At 71.4% G+C, this 23,152-nt stretch carries 17 protein-coding genes, 1 tRNA gene and 1 pseudogene; 17 read left to right on the top strand and 2 right to left on the bottom strand.

The annotated features are described in order from the left end of the window. Positions 1–44 precede the first annotated feature (44 nt). Positions 45–596 (bottom strand): beta-class carbonic anhydrase, encoded by a 552-nt coding sequence (locus tag OG509_RS11390; protein WP_406182191.1) that lies wholly within the window; start codon positions 594–596, stop codon positions 45–47. Positions 597–936: 340 nt separating this feature from the next. Between OG509_RS11390 and rsmH the strand changes: the two genes are divergently transcribed. The 17 genes and pseudogenes from rsmH (at position 937) to OG509_RS11305 (ending at position 19,434) form a co-directional block, all read left to right on the top strand. Beyond that, positions 937–1,866: a 16S rRNA (cytosine(1402)-N(4))-methyltransferase RsmH gene (gene rsmH / locus OG509_RS11385; RefSeq protein WP_030156013.1), complete on the top strand. Its 930-nt coding sequence runs from the start codon at positions 937–939 to the stop codon at positions 1,864–1,866. Further along, positions 1,863–2,516 (top strand): hypothetical protein, encoded by a 654-nt coding sequence (locus tag OG509_RS11380; RefSeq protein ID WP_406182189.1) that lies wholly within the window; start codon positions 1,863–1,865, stop codon positions 2,514–2,516. Before rsmH ends, OG509_RS11380 begins: the two co-directional genes overlap by 4 nt. Then, positions 2,513–4,447, top strand: a pseudogene (locus OG509_RS11375) (peptidoglycan D,D-transpeptidase FtsI family protein); the annotation flags it as partial. The gene OG509_RS11380 and the pseudogene OG509_RS11375, both read left to right, overlap by 4 nt. A gap of 111 nt (positions 4,448–4,558) precedes the next feature. Next, positions 4,559–6,292, top strand: a complete 1,734-nt coding sequence (locus OG509_RS11370; RefSeq protein ID WP_406182187.1) for a UDP-N-acetylmuramoyl-L-alanyl-D-glutamate--2,6-diaminopimelate ligase — start codon at positions 4,559–4,561, stop codon at positions 6,290–6,292. Further along, positions 6,289–7,713 carry a UDP-N-acetylmuramoyl-tripeptide--D-alanyl-D-alanine ligase gene (murF, locus tag OG509_RS11365; protein ID WP_406182185.1) on the top strand — a complete coding sequence of 475 codons (1,425 nt, stop codon included), beginning with the start codon at positions 6,289–6,291 and terminating at the stop codon, positions 7,711–7,713. The genes OG509_RS11370 and murF overlap by 4 nt, the downstream gene beginning before the upstream one ends. Then, positions 7,710–8,780, top strand: coding sequence for a phospho-N-acetylmuramoyl-pentapeptide-transferase (gene mraY / locus OG509_RS11360; protein WP_030156005.1), 1,071 nt, complete (start codon positions 7,710–7,712; stop codon positions 8,778–8,780). Before murF ends, mraY begins: the two co-directional genes overlap by 4 nt. Then, positions 8,762–10,333, top strand: a complete 1,572-nt coding sequence (gene murD / locus OG509_RS11355; RefSeq protein WP_406182183.1) for a UDP-N-acetylmuramoyl-L-alanine--D-glutamate ligase — start codon at positions 8,762–8,764, stop codon at positions 10,331–10,333. Before mraY ends, murD begins: the two co-directional genes overlap by 19 nt. Positions 10,334–10,411: 78 nt before the next feature. Beyond that, the gene (gene ftsW / locus OG509_RS11350) at positions 10,412–11,818 is read left to right on the top strand and encodes a putative lipid II flippase FtsW (RefSeq protein ID WP_406182181.1); all 1,407 of its coding nucleotides are present in this window, start codon (positions 10,412–10,414) and stop codon (positions 11,816–11,818) included. A gap of 6 nt (positions 11,819–11,824) precedes the next feature. Beyond that, positions 11,825–12,919: an undecaprenyldiphospho-muramoylpentapeptide beta-N-acetylglucosaminyltransferase gene (gene murG / locus OG509_RS11345; protein ID WP_406182179.1), complete on the top strand. Its 1,095-nt coding sequence runs from the start codon at positions 11,825–11,827 to the stop codon at positions 12,917–12,919. Positions 12,920–12,935: 16 nt separating this feature from the next. Beyond that, positions 12,936–13,796, top strand: a complete 861-nt coding sequence (locus OG509_RS11340) for a cell division protein FtsQ/DivIB (RefSeq protein WP_406182177.1) — start codon at positions 12,936–12,938, stop codon at positions 13,794–13,796. A 280-nt stretch (positions 13,797–14,076) separates the two neighbouring features. Beyond that, positions 14,077–15,282 carry a cell division protein FtsZ gene (gene ftsZ / locus OG509_RS11335; protein WP_406182176.1) on the top strand — a complete coding sequence of 402 codons (1,206 nt, stop codon included), beginning with the start codon at positions 14,077–14,079 and terminating at the stop codon, positions 15,280–15,282. Next, entirely contained in the window at positions 15,279–16,058 is a 780-nt protein-coding gene (gene pgeF / locus OG509_RS11330) for a peptidoglycan editing factor PgeF (protein WP_406182174.1), read from the top strand. The genes ftsZ and pgeF overlap by 4 nt, the downstream gene beginning before the upstream one ends. Further along, positions 16,058–16,777 (top strand): YggS family pyridoxal phosphate-dependent enzyme, encoded by a 720-nt coding sequence (locus tag OG509_RS11325; protein ID WP_406182172.1) that lies wholly within the window; start codon positions 16,058–16,060, stop codon positions 16,775–16,777. Before pgeF ends, OG509_RS11325 begins: the two co-directional genes overlap by 1 nt. A 151-nt stretch (positions 16,778–16,928) precedes the next feature. After that, on the top strand, positions 16,929–17,537 hold the full coding sequence (locus OG509_RS11320; protein WP_048480482.1) for a cell division protein SepF: 609 nt from the start codon (positions 16,929–16,931) through the stop codon (positions 17,535–17,537). A gap of 60 nt (positions 17,538–17,597) precedes the next feature. Then, on the top strand, positions 17,598–17,894 hold the full coding sequence (locus OG509_RS11315; protein ID WP_053689581.1) for a YggT family protein: 297 nt from the start codon (positions 17,598–17,600) through the stop codon (positions 17,892–17,894). Between the two features lie 82 nt (positions 17,895–17,976). Beyond that, on the top strand, positions 17,977–19,230 hold the full coding sequence (locus tag OG509_RS11310) for a DivIVA domain-containing protein (protein WP_406182169.1): 1,254 nt from the start codon (positions 17,977–17,979) through the stop codon (positions 19,228–19,230). A gap of 130 nt (positions 19,231–19,360) precedes the next feature. After that, positions 19,361–19,434: transfer RNA gene (locus OG509_RS11305), tRNA-OTHER, on the top strand. Between the two features lie 62 nt (positions 19,435–19,496). Here the strand turns inward: OG509_RS11305 and ileS are convergent. After that, positions 19,497–22,643: an isoleucine--tRNA ligase gene (gene ileS, locus OG509_RS11300; RefSeq protein ID WP_406182167.1), complete on the bottom strand. Its 3,147-nt coding sequence runs from the start codon at positions 22,641–22,643 to the stop codon at positions 19,497–19,499. Positions 22,644–23,152: the final 509 nt, after the last annotated feature.

Raw genomic sequence — 23,152 nt, 5'->3', positions numbered from 1 at the left:
CGGCGTCTTCCCGCATTCTTGACGGCGTTGTGGCCCTGTGTCACTCACGAGGCGGGATCGATCTCCCGCAGGAGTCCGGTGTGCACGTCGAAGACGAAGCCTCGCACATCGTCGCGGTGGGGCAGGAAGGGGTTCGTCCGGACCCGCTGCATGGACTGCCGGACGTCCTGGTCGACGTCCCGGAAGGCCTCGACGGCCCAGGCGGGGCGCTGGCCGACCTCGTCCTCCAGCTCGTGCCGGAAGTCCTCGGTCAGGCTTTCGAGGCCGCAGCCGGTGTGGTGGATCAGTATCACCGCGCGGGTGCCCAGGGCGCGCTGGCTGATCGTGAGTGACCGGATGGTGTCGTCGGTGACGACACCGCCCGCGTTGCGGATGGTGTGACAGTCGCCGAGCTCCAGGCCGAGCGCCTTGTGCAGGTCGAGGCGGGCGTCCATGCAGGCCACGACGGCCACGTGCAGGACGGGGCGGGCGTCCATGCCGGGGTCCGCGAATTCCGCGGCGTACTGCCGGTTCGCCGCCACCAGCCGGTCCGTGACGGAGCCGCCGCTGGATGCCTTGGGGGTGGACTCTGCGGGCAGGGATGCGGAAGTCGTCATGCATACGACGTTAGTGGTCACCGCTGGTAAAGGCATCGAGTGAGGGTGGACAAAGAACGTCAACCGTCCTTGTTGTGAGCTAACCCACAGGGGTGGGCGGCAGCGGCCGTTTGAGTGATTCACGGCTTTTGTACGTTCCGTACGAGTGGTGCGCACGGCGCGCGGGGCGGTTCGTTGACCGCGGCGACCGTTGCACTAAAGTGACGCGAACCGGCCGGAGCCCGGCCCTGACCGGCCGCCCGGCCCCCTGGTAACACTCCGCGTGCGCGGCGCGGCGTATGCCTGCCGCGCCGTTATCTGAGAGGGCGCTTTGACTAGCGAGTCCCGACATGTCCCGGTGATGCTCCAGCGGTGCCTGGACCTGTTGGCCCCGGCGCTGGAGAGGCCCGGGGCCGTCGTCGTCGACTGCACCCTCGGCCTCGGCGGCCACAGCGAGGCCCTGCTGACCCGGTTCCCCGAGGCGCATCTGATCGGCCTCGACCGCGACAAGGAGGCCCTGCGGCTCTCCGGCGAGCGGCTCGCACCCTTCGGCGACCGCGCCACCCTCGTCCACGCCGTGTACGACGAGCTGCCCGACGTACTGGACCGGCTCGGCATCCCCGCCGTCCAGGGCGTCCTCTTCGACCTGGGCGTCTCGTCCATGCAGCTCGACGAGGCCGACCGCGGGTTCGCGTACGCGCAGGACGCGCCGCTGGACATGCGGATGGACCAGACGACCGGGATGAGCGCCGCCGAGGTCCTCAACACGTACCCGCCGGGCGAGCTCGTACGGATCCTGCGCCAGTACGGCGAGGAGAAGCAGGCCAAGCGGATCGTCTCGGCGGTCGTCCGCGAGCGGGAGAAGGAGCCGTTCACGAACAGTGCGCGGCTGGTCGAGCTGATCCGCGACGCGCTGCCGCAGGCGGCGAAGCGGACCGGCGGCAACCCGGCCAAGCGGACCTTCCAGGCGCTGCGCATCGAGGTCAACGGCGAGCTGTCGGTCCTGGAGCGGGCGATCCCGGCGGCCGTGGAGCGGATCGCGGTGGGCGGCCGGATCGCGGTGCTCTCGTACCACTCGCTGGAGGACCGGCTGGTCAAGCAGGTCTTCGCGGCGGGAGCGGCATCGACGGCGCCGCCGGGGCTGCCGGTGGTGCCGGAGAAGTACCAGCCCAAGCTGAAGCTGCTCACCCGGGGCGCGGAGCTGCCCACGGAGGAGGAGATCGCCGAGAACCGCCGGGCCGCGCCGGCCCGCTTCCGCGGGGTCGAGCGCATCCGGGAGGCGCGGCTGTGAGCAGAGCCGGGGGACTGGGGCGGCTGCGCGGTGGCCCCTCGGGGCAGGCGGCGCGGATGCCGTTCGTCCTGCTGGTGGTGGCGCTGCTGGCCGGTGGGCTGATCAGCCTGCTGCTGCTGAACTCGGCGCTCAACCAGGGCTCCTTCCAGCTGAGCCGGCTGAAGAAGGAGACCACCGCGCTCACGGACGAGGAGCAGGCGCTCCAGCGGGATGTGGACGGGTACTCGGCGCCGGACGCCCTGCAGCGGCGGGCGCACGAGCTCGGCCTGGTCCCGGGCGGGAGCCCGGTCTTCATCGGCCCGGACGGCAAGGTGACGGGCACGGCGGCCCCCGCGGAAGCCCTGCCGCCTCCGAGCCCGGCCGCCGCCACAGGCTCCGCCCCGGCAGCCACCCCCGGCCAGCCCCAGTCCGCCGCCCAGGCCGGCGCCCCCGGCCCCGCTCAGGGTTCCGCCCCGGGCGGCGGGCCGACCGGCACCCCGGGCGGTGCCCCGGCGGGCGCGCCGCAGGCCGGGCAGCCCGCGCCGGGCGGTGCCCCCAGTCCAACCCGACCTCCGGAAGGTGACGTCGTGACGCGGACCCTCCCCCAGCCCCCGCCGGGGGTACCCCCGGCGGGACCTCCCCCCAGCACCGGTGCGGCGGTGGGGGCGTGAGCGCGCCGGGCGGGCGGCGGGTGCCCGGGCCCGGGCCGGGGCGGACGCGAGCCACCTCGCGCCCTGCCACGCGGCGGCCCGGCCCCACGAGGCAGCAGCACACCATCCGGCTCGGCAGCCCCAAGCCCCGGCTGCGGCTCGTCAGCGTCGGGCTGACCCTCGTCATGGTGGCCTTCGTCGTACGGCTGCTCCAGGTGCAGGCCGTCGACGCCTCCGCGTACTCCGCCAAGGCCTCCGAGAACCGCTTCGCCAGCTACACCCTCGCCGCCGAGCGCGGCGAGATCACCGACCGCAAGGGCGTCGCCCTCGCGACCAGCGTCGACGCGTACGACATCACCGCCGACCCGAAGATGTTCACCCCGCAGGACAGCAAGGCCCCCGACGCCCCCGAGCAGGCCGCCGCCCTCCTCGCGCCGATCCTCGGCCAGGACGCCAAGGAGCTCTCCGCCCGCCTGAAGACCAAGAACACCCGCTACGTGATCCTGGCCCGCCGCCAGACCCCCCAGGTCTGGAACCAGATCAAGGACCTCAAGCGGGTCTTCGCCGACAAGGCGGCCGCCGACAAGAAGAACAACGGCCCCGGCGCCAACGTCCTCTCCGGCGTGTTCAACGAGGACAGCAGCAAGCGCGTGTACCCCAACGGGGACCTGGCCGCCGGGATACTGGGCTACGTCAACGCCGAGGGCAAGGGCGCCGGCGGCCTGGAGTCCTCCCTCGACAAGAAGCTGGCCGGCAAGGACGGCGCGATCACCTACGCCCAGTCCGGCGGCCGCCGCGTGCCCACCGCCGGGTCCAGCGAGAAGCCCGCCGTACCCGGCGAGGACGTCGAGCTGACCATCGACCGCGACATCCAGTGGGCGGCGCAGAGCGCCATCAGCGAGCAGGTCGCCAAGTCCGAGGCCGACCGCGGCTACGTCGTCGTCCAGGACACCCGCACCGGCGAGGTGCTGGCCATGGCCAACGCCCCCGGCTTCGACCCCAACGACCTCTCGAAGGCCTCCTCCGCCGCCATGGGCAACGCGGCCCTCCAGGACGTGTACGAGCCCGGCTCCACCGCCAAGGTGATGTCGATGGCGGCCGTGCTGGAGGAGAAGAAGGCCACCCCCGAGACCCACGTCGAGGTCCCCAACCGGCTGCACCGCGGCGACCGGCTGTTCAAGGACGACATCGACCACCCGACCTGGTACCTGACCCTCAACGGGGTCCTCGCCAAGTCCTCCAACATCGGCACCATCCTGGCCACCGGCCAGCTCGGCGCCACCCAGCCCGAGGCCAACCGGGTCCTCTTCTCCTACCTGAACAAGTTCGGCATCGGCCGGCCCACCGGCCTGAACTACCCGGGCGAGTCCCGCGGCATCCTCGCCCGGCCCGAGGCCTGGTCCACCTCCCAGCAGTACACGATCCCTTTCGGCCAGGGCCTGTCCCTCAACGCCATGCAGGCGGCCTCCGTGTACTCGACGATCGCCAACGGCGGGGTACGGATCGCACCCACCCTGGTCCGCGGGACCAAGGGCCCCGACGGCCGCTTCGCCCCGGCCCCGGCGCCCGAGCAGACCCGCGTCATCAGCCAGGACACCGCCAAGGCCCTGTCCCAGATGCTGGAGTCGGTCGTCGACGACCAGGAGGGCACCGGCACCAAGGCCCGCATCCCCGGCTACCGGGTCGGTGGCAAGACCGGCACGTCCAACCGGGTGGATCCGGCCACCGGCCGCTACAAGGGCTACACCGCCTCCTTCGCCGGATTCGCGCCCGCCGACAACCCGCGGATCACCGTGTACTGCGCCATCCAGAACCCCACCAAGGGCAGCTACTTCGGCGGCCAGATCTGCGGCCCGATCTACAAGAAGGTCATGGAGTTCGCCCTCAAGACCCTCCAGGTCGCCCCGACCGGAACCGCCCCCGCCGGGCTCCCGGTCACCTTCGACGCCGGCCCCGCACCCGCCCCCCAGCCCTCCGCAGCGCCCTCCGCACAGCCCAGCCGGCAGCCCGGCCAGTGACCCGGCGGGCCGGCCGGCCCGCCAGAAATCCGTGAGGCACCATCAGTGACAACGATCACCCCGAAACCCGGGAACCCGTCGGCCGCCGCCCACGCGGCCGGGCCCTCACTTCGCGAGCGGCCCGCCGCGCCCGGTACGCTCACCGCCGTGTCCCACGCTGATCAGCCCAGAACCGCCCAGAAAGACGCCCCGGCAACGCCGCCGGGAGCGCCCCGGCCCCAGGCCGCCCGCCCGACACCCCTGGGCGAGCTGGCCACCCTGCTGGGCATCGAAGCCCCCGGCGCGGCCGCCGCGGCGCAGCCCCCGCAGATCACCGGGATCACGCACGACTCCCGTGCCGTGCGCCCCGGCGACCTGTACGCGGCCCTGCCCGGCGCCAAGCTGCACGGCGCCGACTTCGCCGCCCAGGCGGCCGCCCTCGGCGCCGCGGCCGTGCTGACCGACCCGTCGGGCGCCGAGCGCGCGGCCGCGACCGGCCTGCCGGTCCTGGCCGTCGCCGATCCGCGCGGCCGGATGGGCGAGCTCGCCGCCACGATCTACGGCCGTCCCGGCGAGGGCCTGCTCCAGATCGGCATCACCGGCACCTCCGGCAAGACCACCACGGCGTACCTCGTCGAGGGCGGTCTGCGCGGGGCCGGACGCTCCACCGGGCTGGTCGGCACCGTCGAGATGCGCATCGGCGACGAGCGCATCAAGTCGGAGCGCACCACCCCCGAGGCCACCGACCTCCAGGCCCTCTTCGCGGTCATGCGCGAACGCGGGGTCGAGGCCGTCGCCATGGAGGTCTCCAGCCACGCCCTGGTGCTCGGCCGGGTCGACGGATGCGTCTTCGACGTGGCCGTCTTCAACAACCTGAGCCCGGAGCACATGGAGTTCCACTCGGACATGGAGGACTACTTCCAGGCCAAGGCGCAGCTCTTCACCGAGCGCCGCGCCCGCCTCGGGGTGGTCAACATCGACGACGAGTACGGCCGCCGCCTCGCCAAGGAGGCCGCCATCCCGGTGGTCACCTTCTCCGCCGAGGGCGATGCGGCCGCCGACTGGCGCGCCGAGGACGTCGTGTTCGGGCACATGGACTCCACGCTGACCGTGGTCGGGCCGGAGGGGCAGCGCGTACGAGCCACGGCCCCGCTGCCCGGCCCGTTCAACGTCGCCAACACCGTCGCCGCGATCGTCACGCTCGCCGCCGCGGGCCTCGACCCGCAGACCGCCGCCGACGGCGTCGCCGCGGTGCCCGGGGTCCCCGGCCGGCTGGAGCGGGTGGACGCGGGCCAGCCGTACCTCGCCGTCGTCGACTACGCGCACAAGACGGACGCCGTCGAATCGGTGCTCCGCGCGCTGCGCGAAGTCACCACCGGCAAGCTGCACATCGTGCTCGGCTGCGGCGGCGACCGTGACACCACCAAGCGCGCCCCGATGGGAGCCGCGGCCGCCCGGTTCGCCGACACCGCCGTGCTGACCTCCGACAACCCGCGCTCCGAGGACCCCCTCGTGATCCTCGCCGCGATGTTCGAGGGCGCCGTCTCCGTACCCGCCGAAGAGCGCGGCACGGTCCTCGTCGACGCCGACCGGGCCGCGGCCATCGCCGCCGCCGTCGCGCGCGCCGAGGCCGGGGACACCGTGCTGGTGGCGGGCAAGGGCCACGAGCAGGGCCAGGACACGGCAGGCGTCGTACGGCCCTTCGACGACCGCGCGGTGCTCCGGGCCGCGATCGAACTCCGGCAGAACCAGCAGCACCTGCAAGGCAACGAAGTCCGACAGGCCGAGGTGAACCAGTGATCGCCCTTTCCCTCGCCGAGATCGCCGACATCACCGGCGGGCGGCCCCACGACATACCGGATCCGTCCGTGCGGATCACCGGGTCCGTGGTCATCGACTCCCGCCAGGTGGAGGCCGGCAGCCTGTTCGCCGCGTTCGCCGGTGAACACGTCGACGGCCACGACTACGCCGAGCGCGCGGTCGCCTCCGGAGCCGCGGCCGTCCTCGCCGCCCGGCCCGTCGGCGTACCCGCGATCGTCGTCGCCGATGTCGAGAAGGCCCTCGGCGCCCTCGCCCGAGCCGTCGTCGAGCGCCTCGGCACCGACGTGGTGGCCCTGACCGGCTCCGCCGGCAAGACCTCCACCAAGGACCTCATCGCCCAGGTGCTCCAGGCCCACGCGCCCACGGTGTGGACCCCGGGCTCCCTCAACAACGAGATCGGCCTGCCGCTCACCGCGCTGCGCGCCACGGAGGAAACCCGGCACCTGGTGCTGGAGATGGGCGCCCGCGGCATCGGGCACATCGACTACCTCACCGGCCTGACCCCGCCGCGCATCGGACTCGTCCTCAACGTCGGGACCGCCCACATCGGCGAGTTCGGCGGCCGCGAGCAGATCGCCCAGGCCAAGGGCGAGCTCGTCGAGGCCCTGCCGTCCGAAGCCGATGGCGGAGTCGCGGTCCTCAACGCCGACGATCCGCTGGTGCGCGCGATGTCCGCCCGGACGAAGGCCCGTACGGTGCTGTTCGGCGAGGCCGACGACGCCGACGTACGGGCCTCGGAAGTCCGTATGACACCGGCAGGACAGCCCTCCTTCACACTCCACACACCCACCGGGTGCGGCGAAGTGACCTTGCGCCTGTACGGTGAGCACCACGTGTCGAACGCGCTCGCCGCGGCCGCCGTCGCCCATGTACTGGGCATGTCCGTCGAGGAGATCGCCACCGCGCTCTCCGGGGCGGGCACCTTGTCCCGGTGGCGGATGGAGGTCACCGAGCGGGCGGACGGCGTGACGATCGTCAACGACGCCTACAACGCGAATCCCGAGTCCATGCGGGCCGCTCTGCGCGCGCTTGCCGCGATGGGCGGCGCGGCCAGGGCCGACGGGGGACGTACGTGGGCGGTGCTCGGTCCCATGGCCGAGCTCGGGGACGCATCGTTGGCCGAGCACGACGCGGTGGGACGGCTTGCCGTCCGGCTCAACGTGAGCAAGCTCGTCGCAGTCGGGGGCAGGGAAGCGTCCTGGCTGCAACTGGGCGCATATAACGAGGGTTCGTGGGGTGAGGAGTCGGTGGTCGTGTCCGACGCGCAGGCGGCGATCGACCTGTTGCGCAGTGAACTGCGCCCGGGTGACGTCGTGCTGGTGAAGGCTTCCAGGTCGGTCGGCCTGGAGCGGGTCGCTCTGGCTCTGTTGTCCGGTGAGGGTGAGGTCGCCGACCGATGAGGCAGATCCTCTTCGCCGGTGTCATCGGCATGTTCCTGACCGTGGTCGGCACCCCGCTGCTGATCAAGCTGCTGGCCCGCAAGGGTTACGGCCAGTTCATCCGCGACGACGGCCCGCGCGGCCACGCCGGGAAGAAGGGCACGCCCACCATGGGCGGCATCTCCTTCATCCTGGCGACGATCATCGCGTACGCCCTGACGAAGGTGATCACGGGCAGCCCGGCCACGTTCTCCGGCGTGCTGGTGCTCTTCCTGATGTCCGGCATGGGCCTGGTGGGCTACCTCGACGACTACATCAAGATCGTCAAGCGTCGCTCGCTCGGTCTGCGGGCCAAGGCCAAGATGGCCGGCCAGCTGATCGTCGGCATCGCCTTCGCCGTGCTCGCACTGCAGTTCAAGGACGCCCGCGGCAACGCCCCGGCCTCCACCAAGCTGTCGTTCGTCACGGACTTCGGCTGGTCGATCGGCCCGGTGCTGTTCGTGGTCTGGGCGCTGTTCATGATCCTGGCGATGTCCAACGGCGTGAACCTGACGGACGGTCTGGACGGCCTGGCCACCGGCGCCGCGGTGATGGTCTTCGGCGCGTACACCTTCATCGGCGTCTGGCAGTTCCAGGAGTCGTGCGCCAACGCGCAGACCCTGACGAACCCCAACGCCTGCTTCGAGGTACGAGATCCGCTGGACCTCGCGATCGTCGCCTCCGCGCTGATGGGCGCCTGCTTCGGCTTCCTGTGGTGGAACACCTCGCCCGCCAAGATCTTCATGGGTGACACCGGCTCGCTGGCCCTCGGCGGCGCCCTCGCCGGTCTCGCGATCTGCTCCCGCACGGAGTTCCTGATCGCCCTCCTCGGCGGCCTCTTCGTCCTCATCACCATGTCGGTCGTCATCCAGGTCGGCTCCTTCAAGCTCACCGGGAAGCGCGTCTTCCGGATGGCCCCGCTCCAGCACCACTTCGAACTGAAGGGGTGGTCCGAGGTCCTGGTGGTGGTCCGGTTCTGGATCATCCAGGGCATGTGCGTGATCGTGGGTCTCGGACTCTTCTACGCGGGATGGGCAGCCGACAAGTGAGCACCACCGACCTGGCCGGCCTGCTCGGCCCCGATGCCCTGGGCCGGTACGGTCTGCCGGGCCGGATCACCGTGGCCGGCCTCGGCATCAGCGGCATCAGCGCCGCCCGGGCGCTGGCCGGGCTCGGGGCGAAGGTGACCGTCGTCGACAACGGCGACGGCGACGCGCACCGCGCGAAGGCCGCCGAACTCGCGGAGCTGGGCATCGAGGTCCGCCTGGGACACCTGCCGGGCGGCGTCCGGGCCGGGGAAGCCCTGCCCGAGGGCACCGAACTGGTCGTCACCTCGCCGGGCTGGCAGCCCGAGAGCCCGCTCTTCCGGGCCGCCGCCGAGGCGGGCGTCGACGTCGTCGGAGACGTCGAGATCGCCTGGCGGCTGCGCGGGGCCGGAGTGGAACTGCGCGCCGCCCGCCGGGCCGCGGCAGCGGATGCCGGTGGGGAAGCCGACGCCGGGCAGGCCCCGGCCGGGCCCGCCGAGTGGCTGGCGATCACCGGCACCAACGGCAAGACCACCACCACCCAGATGCTCGCGTCGATCCTGAAGGCCGCGGGCCTGAAGACCGCGGCCGTCGGCAACATCGGCACCCCGATCATCGACGTGGTCCTCGGCGAGGAGGCGTACGACGTCCTCGCCGTCGAGCTCTCCAGCTACCAGCTCCACTGGGCGCCCTCGCTGCGCGCCCACTCGGCGGCCGTGCTCAACCTGGCCCCCGACCACCTCGACTGGCACGGCTCCATGGAGGCGTACGCCGCCGACAAGGGCCGGATCTACGAGGGCAACACGGTCGCCTGCGTCTACAACGTCGCCGACCCGGCCACCGAGGCCCTGGTCGTCGAAGCCGACGTCGAGGAGGGCTGCCGGGCGATCGGCTTCACCCTCGGCGCCCCCGGCCCCTCCATGCTCGGCGTCGTCGACGGCATCCTCGTGGACCGCGCCTTCGTCGAGAACCGGCAGAAGAACGCCCAGGAGCTCGCCGAGGTCAAGGACGTCAACCCGCCGGCCCCGCACAACATCGCCAACGCGCTCGCCGCGGCGGCCCTGGCCCGCGCCTTCGGCGTCGCGCCGCGCGCGGTCCGCGACGGGCTGCGCGACTTCCGCCCCGACGCGCACCGCGTGGCGTACGTGGACGAGGTCGCGGGGGTCACGTACATCGACGACTCCAAGGCCACCAACACGCACGCCGCCGAGGCCTCCCTGGCGGCCTTCGAGCCCGTCGTGTGGATCGCCGGCGGCCTCGCCAAGGGCGCGACCTTCGACGAGCTCGTCCAGAAGTCGCAGAAGCGGATGCGCGCCGTGGTGCTGATCGGCGCCGACCGGGCGCTGATCGCCGAGGCGCTGGCGCGACACGCCCCCGAGGTCCCGGTCGTCGACCTCGACCGGACCGACACTGGGGCGATGCTCGCAGCGGTCCGGGAAGCGGCCCGGCTCGCAGAGCCCGGCGACACGGTTCTGCTGGCCCCGGCCTGTGCCTCGATGGACATGTTCGCGAACTACAACAAGCGTGGGGACGCATTCGCGGACGCGGTGCGCGAGCTGGCCGCCGAGGGCGCGTAGGTCCGGCCGGCCCGCTCCCAGGCCGGCGAGCCTCCCCGACGGCTGCTCGCCTCGTACGAGTGGAGGGGAAGGTCACACATGCCGGCCAAGCAGGTGCTGCCGGGGCGGCGGCCGTCCGCCGTGAAGGCCGCCAAGTCCGTGAACGGCGCCAAGTCCGCCCGGACGGTCAAGGCCCAGGGCCGCAGGCGTCCGGCGGGGAGCGTGCGGCCGCCCGGCGGGCGCGGGCCGCTGGAGCGGCTGCGGCGTACGCAGCGGCAGTTGCGCAAGGCCTGGGACCGACCCCTCACCGCGTACTACCTGATTTTCGGCAGCTCGCTGCTCATCACCGTGCTCGGCCTGGTGATGGTCTACTCGGCCTCGATGATCAAAGCGCTCCAGCTGGGGCTGGGTGACGCGTACTTCTTCAAGAAGCAGTTCCTCGCCGCCCTGATCGGCACCGGGCTGCTGCTGGTCGCCTCCCGGATGCCGGTCAAACTGCACCGGGCGCTGTCGTACCCCGTGCTCGCGGGAACCCTGTTCCTGATGGTCCTGGTCCAGGTGCCCGGGATAGGGGTGGCGATCAACGGCAACCAGAATTGGATCTCCCTTGGTGGTCCGTTCATGCTCCAGCCCAGTGAGTTCGGCAAGCTGGCACTGATCCTCTGGGGCGCCGACCTGCTGGCCCGCAAGGGCGAGAAGGAGCTGCTGAGCCAGTGGAAGCACCTGCTGGTGCCGCTGGTCCCGGTGGCGTTCCTGCTGCTCGGGCTGATCATGCTGGGCGGGGACATGGGCACCGCGATGATCCTCGGGGCCATCCTGTTCGGCCTGCTCTGGCTGGCGGGAGCCCCGACGCGGATGTTCGTGGCGGTGCTCGCCTTCGCGGGTGTGATCGTCGCACTGCTGATCAGGACCAGCCCGCACCGGATGGACCGGCTCGCCTGCATCGGCGCGACGGATCCCGGCCGGGGCGACCTGTGCTGGCAGGCCGTGCACGGGATCTACGCCCTCGCATCCGGCGGATGGTTCGGTTCCGGTTTGGGTGCCAGTGTGGAAAAATGGGGGCAACTGCCCGAAGCCCACACCGACTTCATCTTCGCCATCACCGGGGAGGAACTGGGTCTGGCGGGGACGCTGTCGGTACTCGCCCTGTTCGCGGCTCTAGGCTATGCGGGTATCCGCGTGGCCGGACGCACGGAGGACTCCTTCGTACGGTATGCCGCGGGAGGCGTGACCACCTGGATCACGGCCCAGGCCGTGATCAACATCGGTGCGGTGCTCGGTCTGCTGCCGATCGCCGGAGTCCCGCTCCCGCTGTTCTCGTACGGAGGGTCCGCGCTGCTGCCGACGATGTTCGCGGTCGGACTGCTCATCGCCTTCGCGCGGGAGGAGCCGGCGGCGCGCGCGGCGCTCGCGATGCGCCAGCCGAAGACCGGCTGGAAGCGGACCGGGCAGAGATGGAAGTCGATGAGACGGAGCGTCAAGAGGCGTCCGTCCGGAGAGCGGTGAATTTCGGTGCATGTCGTACTCGCCGGTGGGGGGACCGCCGGCCACATCGAGCCGGCGCTCGCCCTCGCGGACGCCCTGCGCAGGCAGGACCCTTCCGTGGGCATCACCGCCCTCGGCACGGAGCGCGGGCTCGAAACCCGCCTCGTGCCCGAGCGCGGCTATGAGCTGGGACTGATCCCGGCCGTCCCGCTGCCCCGCAAGCCCACCCCCGAGCTCATCACCGTCCCAGGACGGCTGCGCGGGACGATCAAGGCCGCCGAGGAGATCCTGGAGCGCACCAAGGCCGACTGCGTCGTCGGCTTCGGCGGCTACGTGGCCCTGCCCGGCTACCTCGCCGCCAAGCGGCTCGGGGTGCCGATCATCGTCCACGAGGCCAACGCCCGTCCGGGACTGGCCAACAAGATCGGCTCCCGTTACGCGCACGCCGTCGCGGTCTCCACCCCCGACAGCAAGCTGCGCGGCGCCCGCTACGTGGGCATCCCGCTGCGCCGCAGCATCTCCACCCTGGACCGGGCCGCGGTCCGCCCGGAGGCGCGCGCCGCCTTCGGCCTGGACCCCAACCTGCCGACCCTGCTGGTCTCCGGCGGCTCGCAGGGCGCCCGCCGGCTCAACGAGGTGATCCAGGCGGTCGCTCCGACCCTCCAGCGCTCCGGGATCCAGATCCTGCACGCGGTCGGCCCGAAGAACGAACTGCCGCGTGTCGACAACATGCCCGGGATGCCGCCGTATGTGCCGGTACCGTACGTGGACCGGATGGATCTCGCGTACGCCGCCGCCGACATGATGCTGTGCCGCGCGGGCGCGATGACCGTCGCCGAACTCTCCGCCGTCGGGCTGCCGGCCGCATACGTCCCGCTGCCGATCGGCAACGGCGAACAGCGGCTCAACGCCCAGCCGGTGGTCAAGGCCGGCGGCGGCCTGCTCGTCGACGACGCGGAGCTGACGCCCGAGTGGGTGCTCAGCCAGGTCCTCCCGGTGCTCGCCGACCCGCACCGCCTGTACGAGATGTCCCGCGCCGCCGCCGAGTTCGGCCGCCGCGACGCCGACGACCTGCTCGTCGCGATGGTGTACGAGGCGATCGCCGCACACAGGAACCGCTAGCGCAGGAGGCACAGGAGTGGCCGGAGCGACGACCGCACAGCGCGGCAACCCCGGGTCCGCCCGGAAGGGCAAGGGCTCCGGCTCTCCCAAGCCGCCCAAGCCGCCCAGGTCGTCGGGGCCCTCAGGGGAGTCCGGCCCGCGGGGCCCCGGTGTTCAGCGCCTCGTCCGGCGTCTGCGCAGCCGGGGTCCCGTGCTGCTCTCCCTCCTCGCCGCCGTCCTCCTCACCGGGGGCGGCAGCTGGGTGCTCTACGGCTCCTCCTGGCTCCGCGTCGAGAAGGTGACCACGAGCGGAACCCAGGTGCTGACCCCCGAGCAGGTGCTGGGCGCCGCGGCCGTACCGGTCGGGGCGCCGCTGGTGTCCGTGGACACCGACGAGATCGCGGGCCGGGTCCGCAGCCGGCTGGCCCGCGTCGATTCGGTCGAGGTGGTGCGGGCCTGGCCGCACGGAATCGGGCTGAAAGTGACGGAGCGCAAACCCGTCCTGCTCATCAAAAAGGACGCCAAGTTCGTGGAAGTGGACGCTTCGGGTGTGCGATTCGACACGACCGCGAAAGCTCCCGCGGGCGTTCCGGTCCTCGAATTGTCCGCGGCGCAGTCGCCGAGCGGCCGCCGCTTCGACGAGGAGCGGCTGCTGCACGAGGCCGTGGGCGTCGCCGGGGACCTCCCCGAAGCGGTCGCCAAGGAGACCGTGCAGGTCAGGGTGGGCTCGTACGACTCGGTCGTACTGGAGTTGACCCGCGGCCGGACCGTGGTGTGGGGCAGCGGGGAGCAGGGCGAGGCGAAGGGCCGTGCGCTGACCGCCCTGCTGAAAGCCGCGCCCAAGGCTGACCACTTTGACGTGAGCGTCCCCACCGCCCCTGCGGTGTCCGGGAGTTGACGCCGGGTCGAACAGCGACGCACCCTGGTTGGCCACCGATACGGGTGATCACATAGGGTGAAAAGAAAAACGGGAGGTTCGGCGTGTTCGTTGAACACGCGCTACTTGTCGACTTAGTGTCCTGTTCGGAAGAGTCCAGGGAACAGGCACATACTTAACCCTAAACTTCAGGGTTAGGGTTCGGGTCGGCGCGTTCGGACCGTCCCACATTTCGGCATCAGTCGTCGCAACGCAGGCCCGCGAGGCGGCGACACGTAACTCGAGGCGAGAGGCCTTCGACGTGGCAGCACCGCAGAACTACCTCGCAGTCATCAAGGTCATCGGTGTCGGCGGCGGTGGTGTCAATGCCATCAACCGAATGATCGAGGTCGGTCTCAAGGGCGTCGAGTTCATCGCCATCAACACGGACGCCCAGGCGCTGTTGATGAGCGACGCCGACGTCAAGCTCGACGTCGGCCGTGAACTCACCCGGGGCCTCGGCGCCGGCGCCAACCCGGCAGTCGGTCGCAAGGCGGCAGAGGACCACCGCGAGGAGATCGAGGAGGTCCTCAAGGGGGCCGACATGGTCTTCGTGACCGCCGGCGAGGGCGGCGGCACCGGCACCGGCGGCGCACCCGTCGTCGCCAACATCGCGCGCTCGCTCGGCGCCCTGACGATCGGTGTGGTCACCCGGCCGTTCACCTTCGAGGGCCGGCGCCGCGCGAACCAGGCGGAGGACGGCATCGCCGAGCTCCGCGAAGAGGTCGACACCCTCATCGTCATCCCGAACGACCGGCTGCTGTCCATCTCGGACCGCCAGGTCTCGGTCCTGGACGCCTTCAAGTCGGCCGACCAGGTCCTGCTCTCGGGTGTCCAGGGCATCACCGACCTCATCACCACCCCGGGTCTGATCAACCTCGACTTCGCGGACGTCAAGTCCGTCATGTCCGAGGCCGGCTCGGCCCTCATGGGCATCGGCTCGGCCCGCGGCGACGACCGCGCGGTGGCCGCCGCCGAGATGGCGATCTCCTCGCCGCTGCTGGAGGCGTCCATCGACGGTGCGAGGGGAGTGCTCCTCTCCATCTCCGGTGGCTCGGACCTCGGCCTCTTCGAGATCAACGAGGCCGCGCAGCTGGTGAGCGAGGCCGCCCACCCCGAGGCGAACATCATCTTCGGCGCCGTCATCGACGACGCGCTCGGCGACGAGGTACGGGTCACCGTCATCGCCGCCGGCTTCGACGGCGGACAGCCCCCCGCCCGCCGGGACAACGTCATCGGTGCCGCGTCCACCAAGCGCGAGGAGCCGGCCCCGGCGCCGGTCCGCGCGGCCGAGCCGGTGCGCCCGGCCTTCGGCGGACTGGGCACGGTCACCCCGCGCGAAGAGCCCCCGGCCCCGGTCGAGGCGGCTCCGATGGAGACCGCGGCCCCCGCGCCGCAGGTCCCGACGGCCCGGCCGTACCAGGACAGCCCGGCCGAGGAACTGGATGTCCCGGACTTCTTGAAGTGACGCTGGACCAGTACGACGAGAGCGGCGCCCACTTCGCCTTCACCGACCGGTGGGGCGGGGTGAGCGCCGTTCCGTACGAGGAGCTCAATCTCGGCGGCGCGGTCGGAGACGACCCCACCGCCGTTCTCGCGAACCGGGCGGCCGCCGCCGGGGCCCTGGGCATCGAGCCGGACCGGGTGGTCTGGATGAACCAGGTGCACGGCCGTGACGTGGCGGTGGTCTCCGGACCCTGGGGCGCCGCCGCCGACGTCCCGGCGGTGGACGCGGTGGTGACCGCACGTCGGGGGCTCGCCCTCGCGGTGCTCACCGCGGACTGCACCCCGGTCCTGCTGGCCGACCCCGTCGCGGGGGTCGCGGGCGCGGCCCATGCGGGGCGGCCCGGACTGGTCGCCGGAGTGGTGCCCGCCGCCGTGGAGGCGATGGTCGCCCTCGGCGCCGAGCCCGGGCGGATCGTCGCCCGTACCGGCCCGGCGGTCTGCGGGCGCTGCTACGAGGTGCCGGCCGAGATGCGGGCCGCGGTCGCCGAGGTGGTACCGGCCGCCTACGGCGAGACGAGTTGGGGGACCCCGTCCGTCGACGTGGTCGCCGGGGTGCACGCCCAGCTCGCGGAGGCGGGGGTGGTGAACCTGCACCGCTCGGCGGTCTGCACACTGGAGTCGCGGGACCACTTCTCGTACCGCCGCGACCGGGTGACCGGGCGGCTTGCCGGATATGTCTGGTTGGACACTGTGTCTTCCCGGGGGGCAACCCCCGGACCCCCGGTAGGAAAAGACTGATGACGGACCGTAAGTCGGAGCTCGCGGGGAACCTCGCGCGGGTGGAGGAACGTATCTCGTCCGCCTGCGCGGCCGCGGGGCGGGGACGGGACGAGGTGACGCTCATCGTCGTCACCAAGACCTACCCCGCGAGTGACGTACGACTGCTGGCGGACCTGGGCGTCCGCCATGTGGCGGAGAATCGTGACCAGGACGCCGCCCCCAAGGCCGCGGCCTGCGCGGATCTGCCGCTCACCTGGCACTTCGTGGGTCAGTTGCAGACGAACAAAGTCCGTTCCGTGGCGGGATACGCGCATGTCGTGCAGTCCGTCGACCGGCCGAAGCTCGTCACGGCGCTCTCGGCGGCCGCGGAGGGGGCCGGGCGCGAACTCGGCTGCCTCGTACAGATCGCCCTCGACGCGGAGTCGGGGGAGCGCGGCACCCGGGGCGGCGCCGCTCCGGAGCAGCTGGCCGAACTCGCGGACCTCGTCGCCGGGGCGCCGGGACTGCGGCTCGACGGCCTGATGACCGTCGCTCCGCTGGCCGGGGCCTACGCGGGACGCGAACAGGCCGCTTTCGAGCGGCTGGTGGAATTGTCATCCAGCCTGCGCGCGGACCATCCGACTGCCACGATGGTGTCGGCCGGGATGAGTGCAGACCTGGAACAGGCCGTTGCGGCCGGTGCGACACATGTACGCGTCGGCACTGCGGTACTCGGCGCGAGACCCCGGCTCGGGTAACGTCGCGAAGAAAGTCGGACCACAGCAGAAAATATGGTCATTACCGCTGACGGGCGGACAGACCACGTGGATCGCGGGCAGTTGGTGACTTTGGTGACACAGCGACACACCTGCGACAGGGCGATCCACCACAGAGCGGAGGATTCAGAGAATGGCCGGCGCGATGCGCAAGATGGCGGTCTACCTCGGCCTCGTGGAGGACGACCGGTACGACAACCCGGGGTACGACCCCGACGACGAGTTCGAGCCCGAGCCGGAACCGGAGCGGGACCGCCGGCGCCAGCAGGCCGTGCACCAACCGCCCGTAACGGACGAACCGGTACGAGTTGCCCAGCCCCCGGCGCAACGGGAACCCATCCCATTGCCGGTGGAAAACGGACGTCCTGCGCGAATTGCCCCCGTGGCATCCATCACACCTGAACGCTCGAACCTGGAGAAGAACGCCCCCGTGATCATGCCCAAGGTCGTCTCCGAGCGGGAGCCGTACCGCATCACGACGCTGCACCCCCGGACCTACAACGAGGCCCGTACCATCGGGGAACACTTCCGTGAGGGCACTCCGGTAATCATGAACCTCACGGAGATGGACGACACGGATGCGAAGCGACTTGTCGACTTTGCCGCCGGCCTCGTCTTCGGCCTGCACGGCAGTATTGAACGCGTGACACAGAAGGTGTTCCTGCTGTCGCCTGCTAACGTCGATGTCACGGCGGAGGACAAGGCCCGCATCGCGGAGGGCGGGTTCTTCAACCAAAGCTAGACCGATCCGTCAGACACGGGGCCGGGGACAGAGCGAGAGCAGGGGAGAGGGAAGCGCGGGATGGGCGTCGCACTGCAGGTGGTCTACATCGTGCTGATGTGCTTCCTTATCGTGCTGATCTTCCGACTGGTGATGGACTACGTCTTCCAGTTCGCACGTTCATGGACACCCGGCAAGGCGATGGTGGTCGTCCTTGAGGCCACCTACACTGTCACCGATCCACCGCTCAAGCTTCTCCGGCGTTTCATTCCGCCGTTGCGTCTCGGGGGCGTGGCACTCGACCTGTCCTTCTTCGTTCTGATGATCATCGTTTACATCCTCATCAGTTTCGTGAGCACCGCTGCGAGAAGCGTGTGAACGATGAGCTTCCCCGTGAGCGCGGGGACAGTCCCGATACGGTCTTGCCGACTGCCGACGACTACGTAGAGGTGAAGAAGACATGCCGCTGACTCCCGAGGACGTGCGGAACAAGCAGTTCACGACCGTCCGCCTCCGAGAAGGCTATGACGAGGACGAGGTCGATGCCTTCCTCGACGAGGTCGAGTCCGAACTGACGCGCCTGCTGCGCGAGAACGAGGACCTGCGCGCCAAGCTGGCCGCCGCCACGCGTGCCGCCGCGCAGAACCAGCAGCAGCAGGGCATGCGCAAGCCCGAGCCCCAGGACCAGCGCGGCCCCGGAGGCCCCGGTGCCCCCGTGCCCGCCGCCATATCCGGCCCGCCGGCGCAGCAGGGCCCGCCGCAGATGGGCCCGCCGCAGCTGCCGGGCGGCCAGCCGCAGCTTCCGGCCGGCCCCGGCGGACAAGGACCGCAGGGTCCGGGCGGCCCGGGTCCGATGGGCGGCCCCATGCACACCATGGGCGGCCAGCAGCAGATGGGCCAGCAGGGCATGGGCCAGCAGGGTATGGGCCAGCAGGGCATGGGTCAGCAGTCCATGGGCGGCCAGAACCCGCTCGGCCAGCAGATGCAGCCCATGGGCCAGCAGATGCAGCCGATGGGCCAGCAGATGCAGTCGATGGGGCAGCAGATGCAGCCGATGCAGCAGATGCAGCAGCCGCAGCTCCCGCAGCAGGGCCCCGGTGGCGACAGCGCCGCCCGCGTCCTGTCGCTGGCGCAGCAGACCGCCGACCAGGCGATCGCGGAGGCCCGCTCCGAGGCCAACAAGATCGTCGGCGAGGCGCGCAGCCGCGCCGAGGGCCTGGAGCGGGACGCCCGTGCCAAGGCCGACGCGCTGGAGCGGGACGCCCAGGAGAAGCACCGCGTCGCGATGGGCTCCCTGGAGTCCGCCCGCGCCACGCTGGAGCGCAAGGTCGAGGACCTGCGGGGCTTCGAGCGTGAGTACCGTACGCGTCTGAAGTCCTACCTGGAGTCGCAGCTGCGCCAGCTGGAGACCCAGGCGGACGACTCCCTGGCCCCGCCGCGCAACCCGGCCGGCCCGGCGCTGCCGCCGTCGCCGACCCCGTCGATGGCTCCGGCCGGAGCGATGGGGCACTCCATGGGCGCTCCGTCGCCCATGGGCGGTCCCTCGCCGATGGGTGGCCCGTCCCCGATGGGTGGCCCCTCGTACGGTGGTCAGCAGCAGATGTCCCCCGCGATGACGCAGCCGATGGCTCCGGTGCGTCCGGCCGCGCCGCAGCCGATGCAGCAGGCGCCGTCGCCGATGCGCGGCTTCCTGATCGACGAGGACGACAACTAGGCGCCCGCCAGTAGGTCGGCAGTCACGGGCCGGGCCCGGTTCCCCTTCGGGGGCACCGGGCCCGGCCCGTTTCCGTACCCGGCCGTCGCGGCCCGCTGCCGTGCCGGCCGGTACAGTGGCGGCGCGCAGCGGGTCGGTAGCGCAGAGGTCGTCGCGCCATTCTCCGCAGGAGGGAGGACGCCGGTTCGAATCCGGCTCGGCCCGCTGCGTGTGGAACGACGAACGGCGCCCCCCGGGACGGAGGGCGCCGTTCGGTTTCTTCGTGATCAGGCCTTGCGGAGGCGGAACGTCAGGCCGAGGGACTCGTCCGTGAACGGCTCGCCGTACGCGGCGTCCGCGTCGGCGGACGCGTAGTCCGTGGCGAGGACCTCGTCCGCGATCAGTGCCGCGTGGTCCGTCAGGGCCGTCACGACCTCCGGGTCCGACGAGGACCAGCGCAGGGCGATCCGGTCCGCCACGTCCAGGCCGGAGTTCTTCCGGGCCTCCTGGATCAGGCGGATCGCGTCACGCGCCAGGCCCGCCAGCCGCAGCTCCGGGGTGATCTCCAGGTCCAGGGCGACCGTCGCGCCGGAGTCGGACGCCACCGACCAGCCCTCGCGCGGGGTCTCCGTGATGATGACCTCCTCGGGGGTGAGGGCGACCGACTCGCCGTTCACCTCCACCACGGCCTCGCCCGAGCGCAGGGCCAGGGAGAGCGCCGCCGCGTCGGCCGCCGCCACCGCCTTCGCCACGTCCTGGACGCCCTTGCCGAAGCGCTTGCCCAGCGCGCGGAAGTTCGCCTTCGCCGTGGTGTCGACCAGCGAGCCGCCGACCTCCGACAGGGAGGCCAGCGAGGAGACGTTCAGCTCCTCCGTGATCTGGGCCTGGAGCTCGGGGGACAGGGCGTCGAAGCCCACCGCACCGACCAGGGCCCGGGACAGCGGCTGGCGGGTCTTCACGCCCGACTCGGCGCGCGTGGCCCGGCCCAGCTCCACCAGGCGGCGGACCAGCAGCATCTGCTGGGAGAGGGTCGGGTCGACGGCCGAGGTATCCGCCGTCGGCCACGTGGACAGGTGGACCGACTCCGGCGCCTCCGGGGTGACCGGGACGATCATGTCCTGCCAGACCCGCTCCGTGATGAAGGGGGTCAGCGGGGCCATGAGGCGGGTCACCGTCTCGACCACGTCGTGCAGGGTGCGCAGCGCCGAGGCGTCGCCCTGCCAGAAGCGGCGGCGCGAGCGGCGCACGTACCAGTTGGACAGGTCGTCCACGAACGAGGAGAGCAGCTTGCCGGCGCGCTGGGTGTCGTACGACTCCATCGCCTCGGTGACCTCGGACGTGAGGGTGTGGAGTTCCGAGAGGAGCCAGCGGTCCAGGACCGTGCGGTCCGCCGGGGCCGGGTCGGCCGCCGACGGGGCCCAGTTCGACGTACGGGCGTACAGCGCCTGGAAGGCGACGGTGTTCCAGTACGTGAGGAGGGTCTTGCGGACCACTTCCTGGATCGTGCCGTGGCCGACCCGGCGGGCCGCCCACGGGGAGCCGCCGGCCGCCATGAACCAGCGCACCGCGTCCGCGCCGTGCTGGTCCATGAGCTGGATCGGCTCAAGGGTGTTGCCCAGGTGCTTGGACATCTTGCGGCCGTCCTCGGCGAGGATGTGGCCCAGGCAGACCACGTTCTCGTAGGAGGACTTGTCGAAGACGAGGGTGCCGACCGCCATCAGCGTGTAGAACCACCCGCGCGTCTGGTCGATGGCCTCCGAGATGAACTGCGCCGGGTAGCGCTTCTCGAAGATCTCCTTGTTCTTGTGCGGGTAGCCCCACTGCGCGAACGGCATCGAGCCCGAGTCGTACCAGGCGTCGATGACCTCCGGCACGCGGACGGCCTCCAGCGAGCAGCCCTCGGCGGTGCAGGTGAAGGTGACGTCGTCGATGTACGGGCGGTGCGGGTCCAGGGCGGAGAGGTCCTGCCCGGACAGCTCGGAGAGCTCCGCGCGGGAGCCGACGCAGGTGAGGTGGTTCTCCTCGCAGCGCCAGATCGGCAGCGGGGTGCCCCAGTAGCGGTTGCGGGAGAGCGCCCAGTCGATGTTGTTGTTCAGCCAGTCGCCGAAGCGGCCCTGCTTGACCGAGTCCGGGAACCAGTTCGTCTTCTCGTTCTCCCGCAGCATCGCGTCCTTGACGGCGGTGGTGCGGATGTACCAGGACGGCTGCGCGTAGTAGAGCAGGGCCGTGTGGCAGCGCCAGCAGTGCGGGTAGCTGTGCTCGTAGGCGATGTGCTTGAAGAGCAGGCCGCGCGCGTCGAGGTCGGCGGTCAGCTTCTCGTCGGCCTTCTTGAAGAAGACGCCGCCGACCAGCGGGACCTCCTCCTCGAAGGTGCCGTCGGGGCGGACCGGGTTCACGACGGGCAGGCCGTACGCGCGGCAGACCGCGAGGTCGTCGGCGCCGAAGGCGGGGGACTGGTGGACCAGACCGGTGCCGTCCTCGGTCGTGACGTACTCGGCGTTCACGACGTAGTGGGCCGGAGCCGGGAACTCCACGAGGGAGAACGGACGCTCGTACGTCCAGCGCTCCATCTCCTTGCCCGTGAAGGTCTGGCCGGTGGCCTCCCAGCCCTCGCCCAGGGACTTCTCCAGCAGCGGCTGGGCGACGACCAGCTTCTCCTCACCGTTCGTGGCGACCACGTAGGTGACCTCGGGGTGCGCGGCGACCGCGGTGTTGGACACCAGGGTCCACGGGGTCGTCGTCCACACCAGCAGCGCGGCCTCGCCGGCCAGCGGGCCGGAGGTGAGCGGGAAGCGGACGTAGACGGAGGGGTCGACGACCGTCTCGTAGCCCTGGGCCAGCTCGTGGTCCGAGAGGCCGGTGCCGCAGCGCGGGCACCAGGGAGCCACGCGGTGGTCCTGGGTGAGCAGGCCCTTGTTGAAGATCTCCTTCAGCGACCACCACACGGACTCGACGTACTCGGGGTCCATGGTCCGGTAGGCGTCGTCCAGGTCGACCCAGTAGCCCATCCGGGTGGTGAGGTCGGCGAACGCGTCGGTGTGGCGGGTCACGGACTCGCGGCACTTGGCGTTGAACTCGGCGATGCCGTACGCCTCGATGTCCTGCTTGCCGTTGAAGCCGAGCTCCTTCTCGACGGCGAGCTCGACGGGCAGGCCGTGGCAGTCCCAGCCGGCCTTGCGGGCCACGTGGTAGCCGCGCATGGTGCGGAACCGGGGGAAGACGTCCTTGAAGACGCGGGCCTCGATGTGGTGCGCGCCGGGCATGCCGTTGGCGGTGGGCGGGCCCTCGTAGAAGACCCACTCGGGGCGGCCCTCGGACTGCTCAAGGGTCTTGGCGAAGGTCTTGCTCTCGCGCCAGAAGTCGAGAACGGCGTGTTCGAGGGCGGGCAGGTCGACCTGGGCGGGTACCGGGCGGTACTGCGGCGGTGTGGTCATGAGGCTGAACTCTTCCTCCGGCGGGGTGTCACTTCCGTCCGGAGGGACGAGAGCCGTCCTCGTTTTCAAGGACCTGCTGCTCCCGCGGTACCACCCTCCTTGGCCGCCGGACGGATCCGGTGGCCCCCTCATTGGGGTGCGAAGCCGGTTCTACTGGCCCGACGGGAATCCGTACGGGCTTTCTTCCGGCGGCTCAGGGGTGATCCTTCGCATCGCGCTCGCCCCCGGGCTCTCACCGTCCCCGGGTCGCTCATGGCTGCGTCCGACGCTACTCGTCCCCGTCCATGCCTTTCGCTGGGCCCAGTGTACGGGGCGGGGGCTCGCTCGGCAGACCGGTTTACGGGGGGTCGGGGCGGGGGGTTTCGGCCGGGCTCGGGGGCGGGGCCGGGCGGGTCGCGGCGTGACCCGAATGGGCCGATGGGACGGTCCGGGCTCCGGTGGGACGGGAGTGGCGGATTACCGGGCTCCCTGCTGGGCACAACGGATGCAGGTTGGCATCGATGGACGCG

The organism is Streptomyces sp. NBC_01006, from assembly GCF_045162725.1.
Lineage (GTDB): Bacteria > Actinomycetota > Actinomycetes > Streptomycetales > Streptomycetaceae > Streptomyces.
The sequence above is the reverse complement of the archived record's forward strand: the minus strand, read 5'-3'. Positions and strand labels throughout refer to the sequence as shown.

Bases quoted from the DNA above. Each gene is read 5' to 3' on its own strand.
- OG509_RS11390 (WP_406182191.1), bottom strand. From the start codon at position 596: ATGACGACTTCCGCATCCCTGCCCGCAGAGTCCACCCCCAAGGCATCC.
- OG509_RS11315 (WP_053689581.1), top strand. From the start codon at position 17,598: ATGGGCGTCGCACTGCAGGTGGTCTACATCGTGCTGATGTGCTTCCTT.
- OG509_RS11320 (WP_048480482.1), top strand. From the start codon at position 16,929: ATGGCCGGCGCGATGCGCAAGATGGCGGTCTACCTCGGCCTCGTGGAG.
- ftsW (WP_406182181.1), top strand. From the start codon at position 10,412: ATGCCGGCCAAGCAGGTGCTGCCGGGGCGGCGGCCGTCCGCCGTGAAG.
- ileS (WP_406182167.1), bottom strand. From the start codon at position 22,643: ATGACCACACCGCCGCAGTACCGCCCGGTACCCGCCCAGGTCGACCTG.
- mraY (WP_030156005.1), top strand. From the start codon at position 7,710: ATGAGGCAGATCCTCTTCGCCGGTGTCATCGGCATGTTCCTGACCGTG.
- OG509_RS11310 (WP_406182169.1), top strand. From the start codon at position 17,977: ATGCCGCTGACTCCCGAGGACGTGCGGAACAAGCAGTTCACGACCGTC.
- OG509_RS11325 (WP_406182172.1), top strand. From the start codon at position 16,058: ATGACGGACCGTAAGTCGGAGCTCGCGGGGAACCTCGCGCGGGTGGAG.
- rsmH (WP_030156013.1), top strand. From the start codon at position 937: ATGCTCCAGCGGTGCCTGGACCTGTTGGCCCCGGCGCTGGAGAGGCCC.
- murD (WP_406182183.1), top strand. From the start codon at position 8,762: ATGGGCAGCCGACAAGTGAGCACCACCGACCTGGCCGGCCTGCTCGGC.